A 15,643-nucleotide genomic window follows, 5' to 3' on the forward strand; every position below is an offset into this window, starting at 1 on the left:
AGGACAACAACCGCATCCTGTGCGTTGTGACCCACGCGGCGCGCCGACAGCACTACGCTGCGCACGCGCGCCAGGCTTCCGCGCCACCCCCGCACCACACGCCGCCGCAGGCCTCCGCAACCTCTGGAGTAGGTCTCTGCCGGGGGCGTCTGCCGTCAGGCTCTGCCCCGGACTTCGCCTTCGGACCCCACCTTCGGACCTTGCCCGCGGCCGCCCGCGTTCAGCCCGCCCGTCGGCGACCGCCCCCGTCGACCGCCCCCGGCGACCACCGCCGCCGATCGCCCGCGGTCAGCCGCCCGCCGCGGCCATGCGCTGCTGCAAGGTCGCCTCGTCCACGATGCGTTCCGCGGGCGGGGCGGCCACGCCGACCTCCGCGCCGAAATCGCTCACCTTGAGGTCCACCGGATCGGCCCCCGTCCCGGTCAGCCTGATCGGGTACGGGTCCCCGGCGGCCATCACGTACATCGTGGTCGTCGCCCCGTCCGCGGACTTGATCGTCAACGGCCACACGCCCTTGCCGTCGATCTGCGTCTGCTGCCCCTTGACCACCTCCCCCGCGTCGGCGCCGAAGCTGCCCGCGAAGGGGTCCACCAGCTTGGGGTCGAGCTGCTGTCCGTCGGTCTTGAGGTACGTGCCGCGCAGGTTCGCCGGCACCGTGACGCCGGGCGTCGAGCCGATGACACTCTCGACGTTCGTGTAAACCACGCCCCCGGCGCGGATCAACTCCTGCTTGACGTCCGCCCGTGTGACGATCTGGCGTACGTCACGCAGCTTGCCGACCTCGATGCTCAGCGTCGCGGCGTCCGCCCCCGTCCCGAACTGCCCGGTGAGCCGGTACGACGTGGCTGCCATCAACTGCACGGCCCGATCGGCGAGTTCGCGCCCGCTCATCTCGGCGGGCGGCTTGGCGGGCGGCGGCGCCGCGGGGTTCGCGGTCTCCTGGCCGGGCAGGACGCCGCCGGGTGCCGGGCCCGTACCGCCCGGGCGGCCGGGGCCGCTCTTGGAGTCGACGGTCGGGTCGTCGACGTCGTCGCCGGCACACGCGGTGAGGCCGCCGAGCGCGAGCGCGGCGGCGGCGGTGACGGCGGCGGCCGTCGCGACGGAACGGGGCAGGCGCACAGGTACTCCTCGGGACGGACGACGGGCCCGGCCGCCGGCGGCGGGGGCCCGTCGTGGGAGCATCGCGCGCCCAGTATCCCGACTCTGTCAAGCATCTGACGGACAGTCACCGATGGTGAGCAGTCCGGGAGCCGGCGCGAAGGGTCAGGAGGTCAGGAGGTCTGGCGGGCCTCGTCGAACAGCTTGTCGACCTCGTCCTCGGTCAGCGTCTGCTCCTGCGCGGGAGCCTTGACGTCGCAGGGCTTGCCGACGCCGCTGATCGTCGTCTCGGTGCGCGTGCCGTCCTCGACCTCCAGCACACCCAGGACGACGGGGTCGCCCTTGGCCGCGACGTAGACGGTCTTCTCCTTGCCGTCCTTGTCCTTCTTCGTCAGCGGCACGGCCTTCTTGCCGTTGAACTCCGTGACCTCACCCTTGGTGACGCCGTCCGTGTTGCCCTCGAAGAAGTCCGCGGAGTCGTCCGGCTCCTCCTCGTCGCTGACCATCCACTTGCCGTCGAGCGCCGCGCTCAGCGCGGCCATGTCGAAGTCCGTGGTCTCCTGGCCCGCTTGCAGGATGTAGAACTCGGCGGACGCCTTGAAGTAGTCCTTGCCGCCGGTCGTCAGGACCTCGGCCGTGCGGCCGTCCCGGGTCAGCGACCCCTTGACCGACTCGGACTTCCCCTCGGGAGTCACGTTGACGCACGACTTGACCTCGAACGCCTTGCCGTCCTCGGTGCCCTTGCCGACCGCCTCCATGGAACCGCTCTTCTTGGCGAACTCGACGGCCTTGTCCGCGAGCGCCTTCGCCTCGGTCTTCGTGTTGTCGGCGCCGCCGTCGTCACTGCCGCACGCGCTCAGTGCGACGGCGGCGAGGACGGTGGCGGATGCGACAGCGGCGATGCGGCGTACACGCACGAGGAGACTCCGTTGATGGGGATGCTGGGGGACTTGGTCGATCAGTATCCCAAAGCACGGTAAAAGTCTGACAATCGGCCGGTCACCCCGCGGATTCCGGACGTTGCCGCGACGCGCTACTCCACCACCGTGCGGCCCTCGCTGCGCGCGCTGCAGCACCGCCGGAAGTCGCACCGGTCGCAGTGCGAGCCGGTGTTCGGGGTGAAGCGCTCCCCCAGGATCCGGCCCGCGACGTCCGCGAGCAGTGCGGAAACCCAGGTGTTGCCGTCCTCGTCCGGGACGGGTGCCGTCTGGTCCTGCACGACCGGCAGGCCCCCGGCGTCCGGGTCCTGTCCGGGCGCGCGGTGGCGCAACTGCACGAGTTCGGCGCCGCCGGACGCGGGACGCGCCCCGCCGAACGCCTCGATGTCGTCCAGAGCGCCGTTCGCGACCGCGATCTGGTACACCGCCAACTGCGGGTGCTCGGCCACCTCCGCGGCCCCCGGCTTGGACTTGCCGGTCTTGAAGTCGACGACGTACGCCAAGCCGTCGTCGCCGCGCTCCACGCGGTCCATCGACCCGCGGATGACGATGTGGTGCTCCCCCGCCGTCAGGCTCACCTCGAACTCGTGCTCGGTCGCCGCGACGACGCGGTGCCGGTCGTGCGTGTGCCACGCGAGGAACCGCTCCAGCGCTGCCCGCGCCTCCTCCTTCTGCTGGTCGGACTGCCACGGTGCGTCGAACGCCAGCGCGTCCCAGACCCGGTCCAACCGGTCCACCAGCACCGGCAGTTCGGCGGCCGTCGCGCCGGTGCCGACCTCGTCCGCCAGCGCGTGCACCACGTTGCCGAAACCGAGGGCCGCGGTACGTGCGGACTCCGCGCGCACCTCTCGCCCCAGGAACCAGTTGAGCGCGCACGTCCCGACCTTCTCGACCGCGCTGCCCGACAGCTTCACCGGTGCGCGGGGGTCGCGTACCGGGACCCCCGGATCGGTCGGCTCGACCAGGCCCCACCAGCGCTCCGGGTGCGCGGCCGGGACCAGCGGATACCCGTCGTCGTCGCGCAGCGCGGCCAGCCGCGCGAGTCGGCGCGCGGCGGCCAGTTGCACGGTCCGCGGGGCCTTGGGGTCGACGGCGGACGCACGCAGTTCGGCGACGAGCGCCGACGTCGAGAGCGGGCGCCGGGGACGCGAGGTCACGTCGGCCCGTTCGACGCCCTCCTCCCCCAGCTCGCCGAGGAAGCGGGAAGGCTGGTCGCCGTCTTCGTACGCGGACTTCACGGCCGTCACCACAAGCCGCTCGCGCGCCCGGGTCGCGGCCACGTAGAACAGCCTGCGCTCCTCGGCGAGCAGCGCGCCCGGCGACAGCGGCTCGGCCAGGCCGTCCGCCCCGATCCGGTCCGCCTCCAGCAGCGAGCCGCGACGGCGCAGGTCCGGCCACAGGCCTTCCTGCACTCCCGCCACGACCACCAGCCGCCATTGCAGGCCCTTGGCGCGGTGGGCCGTCAGGAGGCGCACCGATTCGCCGCGCATGGCCTTGTCGTCGAGCCGGTCGCCGGGGATCTGCTGCGCGGTCAGTTCGTCGAGGAAGTTCAGGGCTCCGCGGTGGCCGGCCCGCTCCTCGGCGCGTGCGGCCACCTCGAACAGCGCGACGACGGCGTCCAGGTCGCGGTCCGCGTTGCGGCCCGACGAGCCTCCGCGCAGGACGGCGCGCTCCAGGCGGGCGGGCCACGGCGTACCGTGCCACAGCTCCCACAGCGCGGCCTCGGTCGTGCCGCCCGCGTCGAGGATCGCGCGCGCCTTGGCGATGAGCATGCCCAGGCGGTACGCCCCCGCGCCGATCTGCGCGTCGACGGCCACCAGTTGCTCGGGGTGGGCGAGCGCGTCCCTGATGAGCTCGGCGGACGGCCGTGCGAGGGCCGGCAGGAACGGCGCGGCGGACCGGGGCGACGGCACCGCGGAGTCGGCCCGCTGTGCGCTCGCGCCCGTGTCCGCGTCAGCGTTCGTTTCTCCCGCGGCCGCCGCCTCTCCCGCGGCGCCGGCATCCCCCGTGACGCCCGCGTCTGCGGCGGAAGCCTCGGAGGCGAGTTCCGCGAAGGCCATCAGCTCAAGTTGTTCGGGGCCGCCGTCGTCCGCCCCGCCATCGACCGCCGTGCCGTCGTCCGCGTGGGCCCCCACCTCGGTCGCGGCCTCCCCGTCGGTTGCCGCATCGTCCCCGGTCGCCGCGGCCGCCTCCGCCGTCTGGGCGTCGGCCATCGCCGCGGCCCGCTCCTCGGCGCGCAGCGCCCGGCCGAGGACGCGCAGATCCGCCGAGTCCATGCCGCACATCGGCGACAGCAGCAGCATGCGTGCGGTGTCCTCGTCCAGCGCCGCAGGGTCCGCGGCCACTTTGAGGGCGGTCAGCAGCGGGGTGACCGCCTGTTCGGCGGCGAGCGGCAGTTCGTCGCCGGCGATCTCCAGCGGTACGCCGGCCACCGACAGCGCCCGGCGGATCGACGGGATCGAACGGGCGCCGGAGCGTACGAGCACCGCCATCTCGCCCCACGGCACCCCGTCCTCCAGATGGGCCCGGCGCAGAATGTCGGCGATGTTGTCCAGCTCGGCCCCGGGCGTCGGGTAGGTGTAGACCTCGACCCGGCTCGGGTCGTCGTCGCCGGTGCGGTCCGGGACCAGGCCGCGGTGCGCCGCCGCTTCGGCGGCCGGCAGGCGGGACAGGGGCATCCGGCGGGTGATCTCCCGCGAGGCGCGCAGCAGTCCGGCCCCGGCACGCCGGGAGGTGCGCAGGACGACCGTCGGTGCGGGGGCGCCCGTACGGTCGGGGAAGTGGTGCCTGAAGTCGAGGATGCCGTTGACGTCGGCGCCGCGGAACGCGTAGATCGACTGGTCCGGGTCGCCGACCACGACCAGGTCGCGGCCGTCGCCCGCGAGCGCGCGCAGCAGGCGGACCTGGGCCGCGTCGGTGTCCTGGTACTCGTCGACGAACACGACCTTGTAGCGCCGCCGCAGCTCCTCGGACACCTCGGGGCGCTCCGCGAGTATCACCGCGCGGTGCACCAGTTCGGCGTAGTCGACGACGCCCTGCGCGTCGAGCACGTCGAGGTACTCGGCCAGGAAGTCGGCGGCGGCCCGCCAGTCGCGGCGGCCGGTGTCCTCCGCGAAGCGCGCCAGCGCCTCCGGGTCCAGGCCGAGTTCGCGGGTGCGGGCGGCAACCGCCCGGACCTCGTCGGCGAAGCCGCGCGTGCCGAGGGCGGCGCGCAGCTCGGCGGGCCAGCGGACGGTGCCGTCCTCGGCCTCGCCGGCCAGCAGCTCGCGTACGAACACGTCCTGCTCGGGACCGGACAGCAGCCGCAGCGGGTACGTGAACAGCTCCGGCGGCTGGTGCTGCCGGACCAGCGCGTAGCAGAACGAGTGGAACGTCGTCGCCGTCGGCAGCGCCCCCGCGTGCCCGCCCCGGCCCGCGGCCCCGCCGGCCGGGTCGCCGGTCGCGGCCCCGGTCGCGTCGCGGGCCGGATCGCCGGCCGCGTCGTCGACCCCCGTCTCGCCCCCCGCGTCGCCGTCCCGTGAAGGCGCGCCTCCGCCGCCGCGCAGCCGCGTCGCGATACGGTCGCGCAGTTCCCCCGCCGCCTTGCGGCTGAAGGTGAGAACCAGGATCTCCTCGGGAAGCATCCCCCGGGCGACCCGGTCCGCGACCGCTTCCACCAGGGTGGTTGTCTTTCCCGTACCGGGACCCGCCAGCACCAGCAGCGGCCCGCCCGGGTGGGCCACGACGGCACGCTGGCGCTCGTCCAGCGTCAGCCGCACCTGCGGACCGATGTCGGTGCGCCGCAAGCGGTACGCGGAGGTCGCGGTCGTCATGGCTCGGGGCCTTACGGGGAAGCCGAGGGGTTCGGGAACGACGGGGACGGGGATGACGGGGAAGCCGGGAAACGGGGAGATGTGGAGCGGGTCATCGAGGCGGTACGGCAGGCGCGCAGGGAGCCGCGCCCCGGTCGGCAGGGCGCGGCCTTGCCCCATCAGATCACACGGGACCCCCGTGCCACGCCGGACGCACCCGGTCGGGCTCCGTCGACCGCCGGGTTCGCCGCGGACACCACCGCACTACCGGTCGCGCACTCCCTCGCCGGACGCCGGATCCCACCGCGCCTCGGCCATGTCGACACGTGTGCCGCCCGCCCGCATCGGCGTCCCCTCGTCGCGCAGCCGCCGCAGGCCCTCGTCCTCCAGGCCCGGGGCGTGCGTGCCGTCCGCGCGCAGCACACGCCACCACGGCACACCCCCGCCGTAGCGGGCCATCACCCGCCCCACCTGGCGGGGACCGAGTCTGGGGCGGTCCGTCCCAACACCCGCGGTTTCCCCGGCTCCGGCTTCCTCCGCGCTTTCCGGACTCTCGGAGCCTTCGGCGTTTTCCGCGGCGTGCGCGGCCTCGTCGGCGAACCAGGCCGCGATGTCCCCGTACGCCATCACCCGTCCGGCGGGGATGCGTTCGACCAGATCCAGGACACGTTCGTCGATCGGCGTGGGCAGAGTCACGTCCCGCATCGTGCCAGACTCCGCCCCCTCGGCCAGCCGGGTCCCCGCACTCCGTGCCACCATCAAGGCGGCGGTGACTGGTGATTCGAGACCAAGAGGAAACATCTCCTGGGGGTGCCCCTGTGACCGGGCGCGCCCTCGTCGTCGAGCCCTCGCAGCCCAACCGCGTGCACCGGTCCAGCGACCTGCTGCGGGTGCTCGTCGGCGTCCTCGCGCTGGCCGTGGTGTTCTTCCTGGCCAGCATCGCGCGCGAGACGACGTCGGGCCTGGAGTCCGACATCGTGCGCGGTGCGCAGAACAGCCTGCCCCGCCTGATCCTCAACCTCTCCGGCGGCGTGTTCGCGGTCGCGGTGCTGGTCGTGCCGGTCGCCTACGGCGTGGAACGCCTGCTGCGCCGGGACGGCCTGCGCGTCGCGGACGGCGTCATCGCCGCGGCGCTCACGTATGCCGCGTCCCTCGGCCTGGACTGGTGGGTCACCGGCCCGGGGCCGGACGCGCTGGAGGCGGCGCTCACCCGGCCGCTCGCCGGGGGCGGCCTGACCGATCCGGTGCACGGCTACCTCGCGCCGATCGTCGCGTACATCACCGCCGTGGGCCTGGTCCGGCGCCCCAAGTGGCAGGCGCTCGTCTGGACGCTGCTGGCCCTCAACGCGGCCACCGTGCTGGTCGGCGGCTACACCACGCCGCTGGCGCTGCTGACGAGCGTGCTGCTGGGCCGGACCATCGCGTACGCCACGATGTACGCGGTCGGCGTGCCCAACCGCCGCCCGCCCGCCGACGCCGTCGTGGCCGCGCTGCGCAGGTTCGGCCTGATCGCCGCGAGTGCGGTGCGCACCGACGACGGCCCCGAGGACAGCCGCCGGTACGCCGTGCGGCTCACCGACGACCAGCTCCTGGACGTCACGGTCCTGGACCGCGACCAGCAGACCTCCGGCGCCGTCTACCGCTTCTACCGCCGCGCGCGCCTGCGGGTGACCACCGCGCGCCGCACCTTCCTGTCCCTGCGCCGCGCGCTCGAACAGGAATCCCTGATGGCGTACGCGACGGCGGACGCGGGGGTCCGCACGCCGCGCCTGGTCGCCACCACGGAGGTGGGCTCCGACGCGGCCCTGCTGGCGTACGCGCACATCCCCGGCCGCAGTCTCGAATCGCTGGACGACGAGGAGTTCACCGACGCGCTGCTGGTGGAGATCTGGCGGCAGGTCGCGCTGTTGCAGGCGCACCGCCTGACGCACCGCCGCCTCGGCACCAGCAGCTTCCTGATCGACCACGACGGCAATCCGTGGCTGGTCGACCTGCGCGCGGGCGAGATCGCCTCCGGCGACCTGTCGCTGCGCATCGACACGGCGCAGATGCTGACCGCGCTCGCGCTGCGGGTCGGCGACGAGCGCGCGGTACGCACGGCGACCCAGGGCCTCGGCGTCGACGCCGTCGCGGCCTGCCTGCCGCTGCTGCAAAAGGTCGCCCTCAACCGGCCGACGCGTGCCGCGCTGCGCAAGAACCAGAACCTGCTGTCCGGGATCCGCGAACGGATCCTGGAGTTGCGGCCGCGCGCCGAGGCCGAGCCGATCCGCCTGGAGCGCATCCGGCCGCGCACGCTGGTCACCGTCGTGGCGTCCGCGTTCGCCGGGTACTTCCTGCTCTCGCAGCTCACGCACGCCAACCTGGGCGACATCTTCGAGCGGGCCAACTGGGGGTGGGCGGCGATCGGGTTCGTCGCGTCGACGCTCAGCTACGTGGCCGCCGCGCTGATGCTGCTGGGGTTCGTGCCGGAGCGGCTCTCGGTGTGGCGTACCACGATCGTCCAGCTCGCCGGGTCGTTCGTGAAGCTGGTCATGCCGGCCGCGGTCAGCGGTGTCGCGCTCAACGCCCGCTACCTGCAGAAGTCCGGCGTGCCCCCGGCCCTCGCGGCGGCCAGCATCGGCGTCTCGCAGCTCGGCGGCCTGGTCTTCCACATCGGCCTGCTGGTCTTCTTCGGCTACATCGCGGGCACCGAGCAGACGCCGTCCTTCGCCCCGTCCGGCGCGGTCATCGCGGGCCTGCTCGTCATCGCCCTGGTGGCGCTGCTGATCATGGCCGTGGGGCCGCTGCGCCGCTTCGTCGTCAAGCGCCTCGCGGCGTTGTTCTCCGGCATCGTCCCGCGCCTTCTGGACGTCCTGCAGACGCCGACCAAGCTCGCCGCGGGGCTCGGCGGCACGGTGATGCTCACCGTCTCGTTCATCCTGTGCCTCGACGCGAGCGTGCGCGCCTTCGGCGGGTCCGCGAGCTTCGCCGCGATCGCCGTCGTCTTCCTCGCCGGCAACGCGATCGGCTCGGCGGCCCCGGTCCCGGGCGGCATCGGCGCGATCGAGGCGGCGCTCATCGCGGGCCTCACCACGACCGGGAAGCTGCCGATCGAGACGGCCACCGCGGCGGTGCTGCTGTTCCGCTTCCTGACGTTCTGGCTCCCCGTACTGCCCGGCTGGCTCGCCTTCACCTACCTCCAGCGCAAGCAGGCCATCTGACCCCCGTACGCAGCGCGGGCGGACCAGGCGGCAAAGCGGTGCGGGCCCTTCCGGAGATCCGGAAGGGCCCGCACTGGGAACGGTGTTGACGGTCCGTCAGTGGACCGGCTTCGGTCAGTAGACGGGCTTCTCGGGCTCGATCTGGTTGACCCAGCCGATGACGCCGCCGCCGACGTGCACGGCGTCCTGGAAGCCCGCGGACTTCAGGACGGCCAGCACCTCCGCCGAGCGCACGCCCGTCTTGCAGTGCAGCACGATGCGCTTGTCCTGCGGCAGGCCCTCGAGGGCGTTGCCCATCAGGAACTCGTTCTTGGGGACGAGCACGGCACCCGGGATCGAGACGATCTCGTACTCGTTCGGCTCGCGGACGTCGATGACGTGGATGTTCTCGCCCGCGTCCATCCACTCCTTGAGCTGGCGCGGGGTGATGGTCGAGCCGAGGGCGGCCTCCTGGGCCTCCTCCGACACGACGCCGCAGAACGCCTCGTAGTCGATGAGCTCGGTGACCGTCGGGTTCTTGCCGCACACCGCGCACTCGGGGTCCTTGCGGACCTTCACCTGGCGGTACGTCATCTCCAGGGCGTCGTAGATCATCAGCCGGCCGAGCAGCGGGTCGCCCATGCCGGTCAGCATCTTGATGGCCTCGTTGACCTGGATCGAGCCGATGGACGCGCACAGCACGCCCAGCACGCCGCCCTCGGCGCACGACGGCACCATGCCGGGGGGCGGGGGCTCCGGGTACAGGCAGCGGTAGCAGGGCCCGTGCTCGGCCCAGAAGACCGACGCCTGGCCGTCGAAGCGGTAGATCGAGCCCCAGATGTACGGCTTGTTGAGCAGCACGCAGGCGTCGTTGACGAGGTAGCGGGTCGCGAAGTTGTCGGTGCCGTCGACGATCAGGTCGTACTGGGCGAACAGCTCCATGACGTTCGACGAGTCGAGGCGGTCCTCGTGCAGCACGACGTCGACGTATGGGTTGGCCTCGAGGACGCTCTCCTTGGCGGACTGCGCCTTGGACTTCCCGATGTCCGACTGGCCGTGGATGATCTGGCGCTGGAGGTTCGACTCGTCCACGGTGTCGAACTCGACGATGCCGAGCGTGCCCACCCCGGCCGCGGCCAGGTAGAGCAGCGCCGGGGAGCCGAGGCCGCCCGCGCCGACACACAGGACCTTCGCGTTCTTCAGGCGCTTCTGCCCGCTCATCCCGAAGTCCGGGATGATCAGGTGGCGCGAATACCGGCGGACCTCGTCGACGGTGAGCTCGGCAGCCGGCTCGACCAAGGGTGGTAGCGACACGGGATCTCCGATGGTCAGACCTAGTTCTGCGACATTTCTCGCACCAACAGTGCCATGGCGTGTCGGATTCCCGGGAAGGGGGTCCGGACCGTGAGACACCTGTCTCACCGGAGCTTGCGCGGGCCGCTCAGGACGGGATCGTCGGCGGGTACGGCCACGGGTTCGGCGCGCACATGAGCCCGTTGTCGGCCTCGAGCGCCTTGGTCTGCTGCATCATGACCGGCGCGAGCCCGCCCGGCAGGCAGGCCTCGGTCTCGTGGTTCCGCCCGAGGCGGTGGCCCACCTCGTGGTTGATGAGCATCTGCCGGTAGCCGAGCATGTCGTCGCCGAACGTGGGCGAGCCCTCAGCCCAGCGCCACGCGTTGATGACCACCCAGGGCGAGCCGGCCGCGTCGCAGGACACGTTCTGTATGGATGTGTCCAGCCCGGCGGCGTCGCACAGTTTGTGCGTGGTCCCCGGACTCGCCAACCGGATCACGAAGTCGGCGCTGCCGTCGGTGCGCGCGAACGACTTCTTGTTGCCGTTCGCCCACGAGCGCGGGTCGTTCAGCGTCTGCTGCACGGCCGCCGCGAACAACTCGCCGTCCAGTCCGAGCCCTTGCTCGACCTCGACGCGGTACGTGTAGTTCCTGGTCCCCGACTTGGGCGCCGCCACCTTGCCGGGCACCACGTCGAACTTGCCGCTCAGCGCCAGCGTTTCGCCCAACTCGAAGCGCACCTTCATGCGCTCGGTGGTGCTCAGCGGCGCCGAGGGCGTCGGGATCGGCAGCGTCGTCGGACCGGGGGTCGCCGAGGGCGACTGCGGGTTGGGGCTGGCCTGGCCGGGCACCGCCGCCTGCACCTGGGGCCGGTCCGAATCGCGCGACGCGACGTCGTCGGTACGCCTGGTCGGGTCGTCTGTGTGCGCGCTGTCGCCCTTGGCGTGCGCCTCGGTGCCGCCCTCCGGCATCTGCATCACGACCGCGCCGGCGAGCACCGCGCCGGTCACCACCGCACCGCCCGCGACCACGAGACGCCGCGGCTTGCGCGCGGGAGTCCGGGTGGCGCGACGCGAGGCCGCGCGGCCGCCGCCCGACGCCGAAGAGGCGGTCGACGGGGCGGTCGACGCCGCTGCCGAAGCCGCGGACGCCGTCCGCGACGACGGCACATATCCGGTGGCCGTCCCGGTACGCCGGGCTTCCGCCGCACGGGAGGCCGCCCGCGCCGCCGCTCGCGACTCGACGCGGGTGGTGGCGGGGTACGCGCCGGCACGCGTCGGCGGCTCGAAGCCGGCGTCCTCGATCGGCGCGGGCTGGGGCGCCGACGCGCGCCGCGGCCGGTACGCCGCTCCGTCCGCCGGCTTGGCGTGCACCGGCTTGGCGTGCACCGGCTTGGCGTGCACCGGTTCGATGTCGATCGGCTCGATGTAGACCGTCTCGTCCCAGGCGGCCGGCTCCGGGTCGAACTCCGGCTCCGGGTCGGGCACCGGCTCGTAGCGCGGCGCGGCCTCGGGTGCGTACTGGCTCGGAACACTGTGCAACAGCTCGCCCGCGTACGGGTCGGTCCACTGTGCCTGCGGCCCGGCGCCCCACTGCTGCTGCGCCTCGTCCGTCCACTGCGGCGGCGCTTCCTCGGCCCACTGCCCGAACTGCCCGGCCTGCGCCGTCAGCGGGTCCATGGCCTGGTCGGCGAACGCGTCGGGCTGCCCGGCCGCCGGGAAGCCGTAGAACGGGTCGGTCAGCGGGTCGAAGCCGTGCTGCTGGGCCGGGGGCTGCTCGTAGGGCTGCTGCGCGGCGTAGTCGTGGCGCGGCGCCTCGGGTTCGTACGGGTACTGCGGGTGGTCCGCGTACTGCTGGTACTGCGGGTACGCCGGGTACTGCTCGGCCGGGTACTGCTCGGCGGCGCCGTACTCGTGCCCGTACTGCTCGGGATACAAGTGCGGGAGGTGCTGGGGGTGCTGCTGGACCGCGGCGTACTGCCCTGACGACGCCGCATAGTGCTCGGCGTCGGCGTAGTCGACCGGCGGGTAGTCGCCGGAGTAGGCCTGCTGCGCCTGCAACTGTGCCGCGTACCCCTCCTGGTAGGCGGGCTGGTAGCCGCCCTGCCCTTCGTACCCGTACGCCTGCACGCCACCTGACGCGCCCGACGTATCGGGATAGGCCTGTTCCGGATGAGGCTGGTCGTACGAGGCTGCGCCATGTCGGCCCACGGTCACGTCACCGGGCCTCGGCCGGCGGCAGGGGTTTCCCGGTGTCCGCCAGGAGGTCCCGGAACCCCCGCGCGACGACGCGCGGATGCTCCAGCATCGCGACGTGCCCCGACTCGGGCACCATCAGCAGCCGCGGGTCCGGGAAGGTGGCCGCGGCACGGCGCGCCATCCGCGAGCCGACGAGCTTGTCCCGTCGGCCGTACACCAGCAGCGTGGGGGCCTGGACGGCCGCGGCCTGCTTCCACAACGAGCGTGGTCCCCGTTCGAGGTAGGAGGTGACGACGCCGCGCGCCGACCGGGTGAAGGCGTCGACCATGTACGGCAGTCCCAGACGCCGCCGGTACTCGGCGACGAAGTCGGTGAATTCCTGTTCCGACAGCATCTGCGGCTCTCCGAAGCAGAGCCCGACGGAAACGCGGGTGCGCTGCTCCGGCGTCATGTTGCGGGTGACCCGGCCGAGCGCCGCGGCGAAGCCCGGAACCGCCATCAGTGCCGTCGGCAGCGCGGTGACCTGCGGCTTGCGGTCCGGCAGCGCGGGCGAGACGAGCGTGAGCGTGCGTACGAGGTCCGGCCTGCGGGCGGCGAGCCGGGTGGCGATCGCGCCGCCCATCGAGTTGCCGAGCAGGTGCACGGGCCCCCGGTTGAGGGAGAGGATCAGCCCCTCGACCGCGCGGCAGTGCGCGGACACCGAGTAGTCCCCGTCGTGCGGGGGCGAAGAGAAGCCGAAGCCCGGCAGGTCGACCATGTCGGCCGCGACCACGTCGAGCAGGTTCCCGACCAGCGGGGCCCAGTTCAGCGACGAGCCGCCCAGGCCGTGCACGAGGACGGCTGGAGGCCGCTCGGCGTCGTACTCCGGGTGGCGCCGGACGGCGACCGTGGTGTCGCCGCCGACCGGGACCGTCCGCACAGGCCAGGCCGCCGCGGGGGCGCCGGAAACTGCCTGAGTGGTGGTCACGGTCGCCAATATTACGAGACGGTCACCGGGACGGAAGGGGGGCGTGCGCGATCGGTCCTTCGGGCGCGGCGATTTGGTGCTCGAATGGGCATTTTTGGAGGCAGTTCCAACGGCTCCGATGGCAACGGTTCGATATCGATGATCAAGCCGCTGCAACGCGGGTAGGCGGGTAGTACTCCGTGTGGGCGCCGTGCGACGAGGCACCGAGGCGACGGACGGCGCGAGTTTTCGGAGGCCCGGCAGGATCATGGGGAAGGTCGGAAGGAGTTGCACATGCCCGACATCGCGCGTGAGACGACCGGGGCGGCCGGCGTGGCCGGGGGGACCGGGGCGGGCGCCGCGGCCGGCGTCCGTGCCGACGAGAGCACCGCACCGGTGGACGCCCCCGACGCAAGGCTCGAGGACCCCGACGAGGTCCCGGCGCCCGACGACCTCGACCTGGAGGCACCGGAGGCGGACGTCGCCGAGCAGCGCACGGAGGTGGTCGACGAGGACGAGCGGGTGTGGGAGCCCGTACCGGACGGAGTGGACCCGGCGGACGGCACCGACCAGCGTCGCGTGGCCGGTCCCGACGAGGACGAATACCGCTGACCGGCCCCCGATCAAGGGCCGTGGCATGCACATCTCTGACGTAACGTCAGATTTGTCGGCATCGGGGCCTTGCACGGCGGCCACAACTTCCAGAACTCTGTTCGTTGCGCCACGAAACTTACGGCAGCGGTTACCCAAAAGTAGGATGACGTGGCGGTACAACCTTCAGGCCCCCCGAACGGTCATGGGGACCGAGGCACCTAGCAGGACCCTGATAGATCACGTTTGAGGAGCGCCGTGACAGCCATCCAGGATGCGGATTCCCGCCCGCGCGGCACCCGGCTGCCCCGTCTCGCCCGCAGGAACCAGCTGCTCGGCGCGGCCCAGGAAGTGTTCGTGGCGCAGGGCTACCACGCGGCGGCGATGGACGACATCGCCGAGCGCGCCGGTGTCAGCAAGCCGGTTTTGTACCAGCACTTCCCCGGCAAGCTGGAGCTCTACCTCGCGCTCCTCGACCAGCACTGCGAGGCGCTGGTCGACGCGACGCGTGCGGCGCTGGAGTCCACGCACGACAACAAGCTGCGCGTGGCCGCCACCGTGGACGCGTACTTCGCCTTCGTCGACGACCACGGCGGCGCCTTCCGCCTGGTCTTCGAATCGGATCTCACCAACGAGGTCGCGGTCCGCGAACGCGTCGAGCGCGTCGCGGAGACCAGCGCGGAGGCGGTCAGCAAGGTCATCGCGGAGGACACCGGCCTCGGCGAGGACGAGGCGATGCTCCTGGCCATCGGCCTGACCGGCATGGCCCAGGTGACCGCGCGCTACTGGATCTCCAAGGGCGTCCCGATCCCGCGCGACACCGCGTCGCGGCTGATCTCGACCCTCGGCTGGCGCGGCATCTCCCGCTTCCCGCGCAAGGACGAGCCCGCCGCGGGCTGACCGACACCCCCCATTCCGCCGCTAGCGGAGCGACATCCGAGTCCCGCCGCAACCAGGCGACGTCCGAGGGCCGCCGGGGCGATCGACATCCCGAGAAGCGCGACCGCCGTCCGAACCTGTGGACGGCGGTCGCGCATTTTTCGTCGCGGCCTTTCGACCTGACCCCCAAGGTGGGGCACTGCACATCGGGTGTGATGAACACACCGCCCTCGGGCGGCGGCGTCGGGGTCCGGCCGTTTCGCGCTCGGCGTACCCGTGGCGGGGCTTCGCACCCATCCGGCTCGATTAGCCTTCAGTCCTGTACGGGCGCGCGCAGTTCGATTGCCGCCCTCACTCGTCTGAACCGGAGGGACAGCCGTGGAGGTCAAGATCGGCGTGCAGCACGCCGCGCGGGAACTGGTGCTGGAGGTCGTCGACAGCGCCGACGATGTCGAGAGTGCGGTGGAGGCGGCACTGTCCGGCAGCGCGACGGTGCTCTCGCTCCAGGACGAGAAGGGCCGCAAGGTGATCGTGCCTTCCGACCGCCTCGCCTACGTCGAGATCGGCGAGCCGAGCGTCCGCCGCGTCGGCTTCGGCGCGGTCTGAGGTCCGGGTCCGGATCTCGCAGACACCACGCGAGGGGCGGGGGGGGGGCCCCGGGGGGGGCGGGGACGGCCGGGGTGGGGCGAGGCGGGAGGACCGCGCGGAGGGCCCGCGCCCGGGGGGCAGGC

The 15,643-nt window shown here is 72.7% G+C and carries 11 protein-coding genes; 4 read left to right on the forward strand and 7 right to left on the reverse strand.

Annotated elements, in window-relative coordinates; translation table 11 throughout:
* Window positions 1–288: 288 nt before the first annotated feature.
* The 4 genes from ACWD12_RS01220 to ACWD12_RS01235 form a co-directional block, all read right to left on the reverse strand.
* Window positions 289–1,119, reverse strand: a complete 831-nt coding sequence (locus ACWD12_RS01220) for a hypothetical protein (protein ID WP_450097823.1) — start codon at window positions 1,117–1,119, stop codon at window positions 289–291.
* Between the two features lie 152 nt (window positions 1,120–1,271).
* The gene (locus ACWD12_RS01225) at window positions 1,272–2,015 is read right to left on the reverse strand and encodes a hypothetical protein (RefSeq protein ID WP_358360436.1); all 744 of its coding nucleotides are present in this window, start codon (window positions 2,013–2,015) and stop codon (window positions 1,272–1,274) included.
* 116 nt (window positions 2,016–2,131) lie between these two features.
* Window positions 2,132–5,848 (reverse strand): ATP-dependent helicase, encoded by a 3,717-nt coding sequence (locus tag ACWD12_RS01230; protein ID WP_450097824.1) that lies wholly within the window; start codon window positions 5,846–5,848, stop codon window positions 2,132–2,134.
* Between the two features lie 243 nt (window positions 5,849–6,091).
* Entirely contained in the window at window positions 6,092–6,532 is a 441-nt protein-coding gene (locus ACWD12_RS01235; protein WP_450097825.1) for an MGMT family protein, read from the reverse strand.
* 113 nt (window positions 6,533–6,645) lie between these two features.
* Here ACWD12_RS01235 and ACWD12_RS01240 point away from each other — a divergent pair, with 113 nt between their 5' ends.
* On the forward strand, window positions 6,646–9,027 hold the full coding sequence (locus ACWD12_RS01240) for a lysylphosphatidylglycerol synthase domain-containing protein (protein WP_450097826.1): 2,382 nt from the start codon (window positions 6,646–6,648) through the stop codon (window positions 9,025–9,027).
* 114 nt (window positions 9,028–9,141) lie between these two features.
* Here the strand turns inward: ACWD12_RS01240 and moeZ are convergent, their stop codons facing one another.
* The 3 genes from moeZ to ACWD12_RS01255 all read right to left on the reverse strand — a co-directional run bounded on the left by moeZ (window position 9,142) and on the right by ACWD12_RS01255 (window position 13,463).
* Window positions 9,142–10,320 carry an adenylyltransferase/sulfurtransferase MoeZ gene (moeZ, locus tag ACWD12_RS01245; RefSeq protein WP_358360425.1) on the reverse strand — a complete coding sequence of 393 codons (1,179 nt, stop codon included), beginning with the start codon at window positions 10,318–10,320 and terminating at the stop codon, window positions 9,142–9,144.
* A gap of 127 nt (window positions 10,321–10,447) precedes the next feature.
* Complete coding sequence (locus tag ACWD12_RS01250) at window positions 10,448–12,427, reverse strand: DUF3152 domain-containing protein (RefSeq protein ID WP_450097827.1); 1,980 nt, start codon at window positions 12,425–12,427, stop codon at window positions 10,448–10,450.
* An 88-nt stretch (window positions 12,428–12,515) separates the two neighbouring features.
* Window positions 12,516–13,463 (reverse strand): alpha/beta hydrolase, encoded by a 948-nt coding sequence (locus tag ACWD12_RS01255; protein ID WP_450097828.1) that lies wholly within the window; start codon window positions 13,461–13,463, stop codon window positions 12,516–12,518.
* Window positions 13,464–13,736: 273 nt separating this feature from the next.
* Here ACWD12_RS01255 and ACWD12_RS01260 point away from each other — a divergent pair, with 273 nt between their 5' ends.
* The 3 genes from ACWD12_RS01260 to ACWD12_RS01270 all read left to right on the forward strand — a co-directional run bounded on the left by ACWD12_RS01260 (window position 13,737) and on the right by ACWD12_RS01270 (window position 15,518).
* Window positions 13,737–14,054: a hypothetical protein gene (locus ACWD12_RS01260; RefSeq protein WP_450097829.1), complete on the forward strand. Its 318-nt coding sequence runs from the start codon at window positions 13,737–13,739 to the stop codon at window positions 14,052–14,054.
* A gap of 237 nt (window positions 14,055–14,291) precedes the next feature.
* Window positions 14,292–14,933: a TetR/AcrR family transcriptional regulator gene (locus tag ACWD12_RS01265; RefSeq protein WP_358360413.1), complete on the forward strand. Its 642-nt coding sequence runs from the start codon at window positions 14,292–14,294 to the stop codon at window positions 14,931–14,933.
* 357 nt (window positions 14,934–15,290) lie between these two features.
* Window positions 15,291–15,518, forward strand: coding sequence for a DUF3107 domain-containing protein (locus ACWD12_RS01270; RefSeq protein ID WP_358360411.1), 228 nt, complete (start codon window positions 15,291–15,293; stop codon window positions 15,516–15,518).
* The last annotated feature ends 125 nt before the right edge of the window (window positions 15,519–15,643 follow it).

The organism is Streptodolium elevatio (assembly GCF_053592165.1).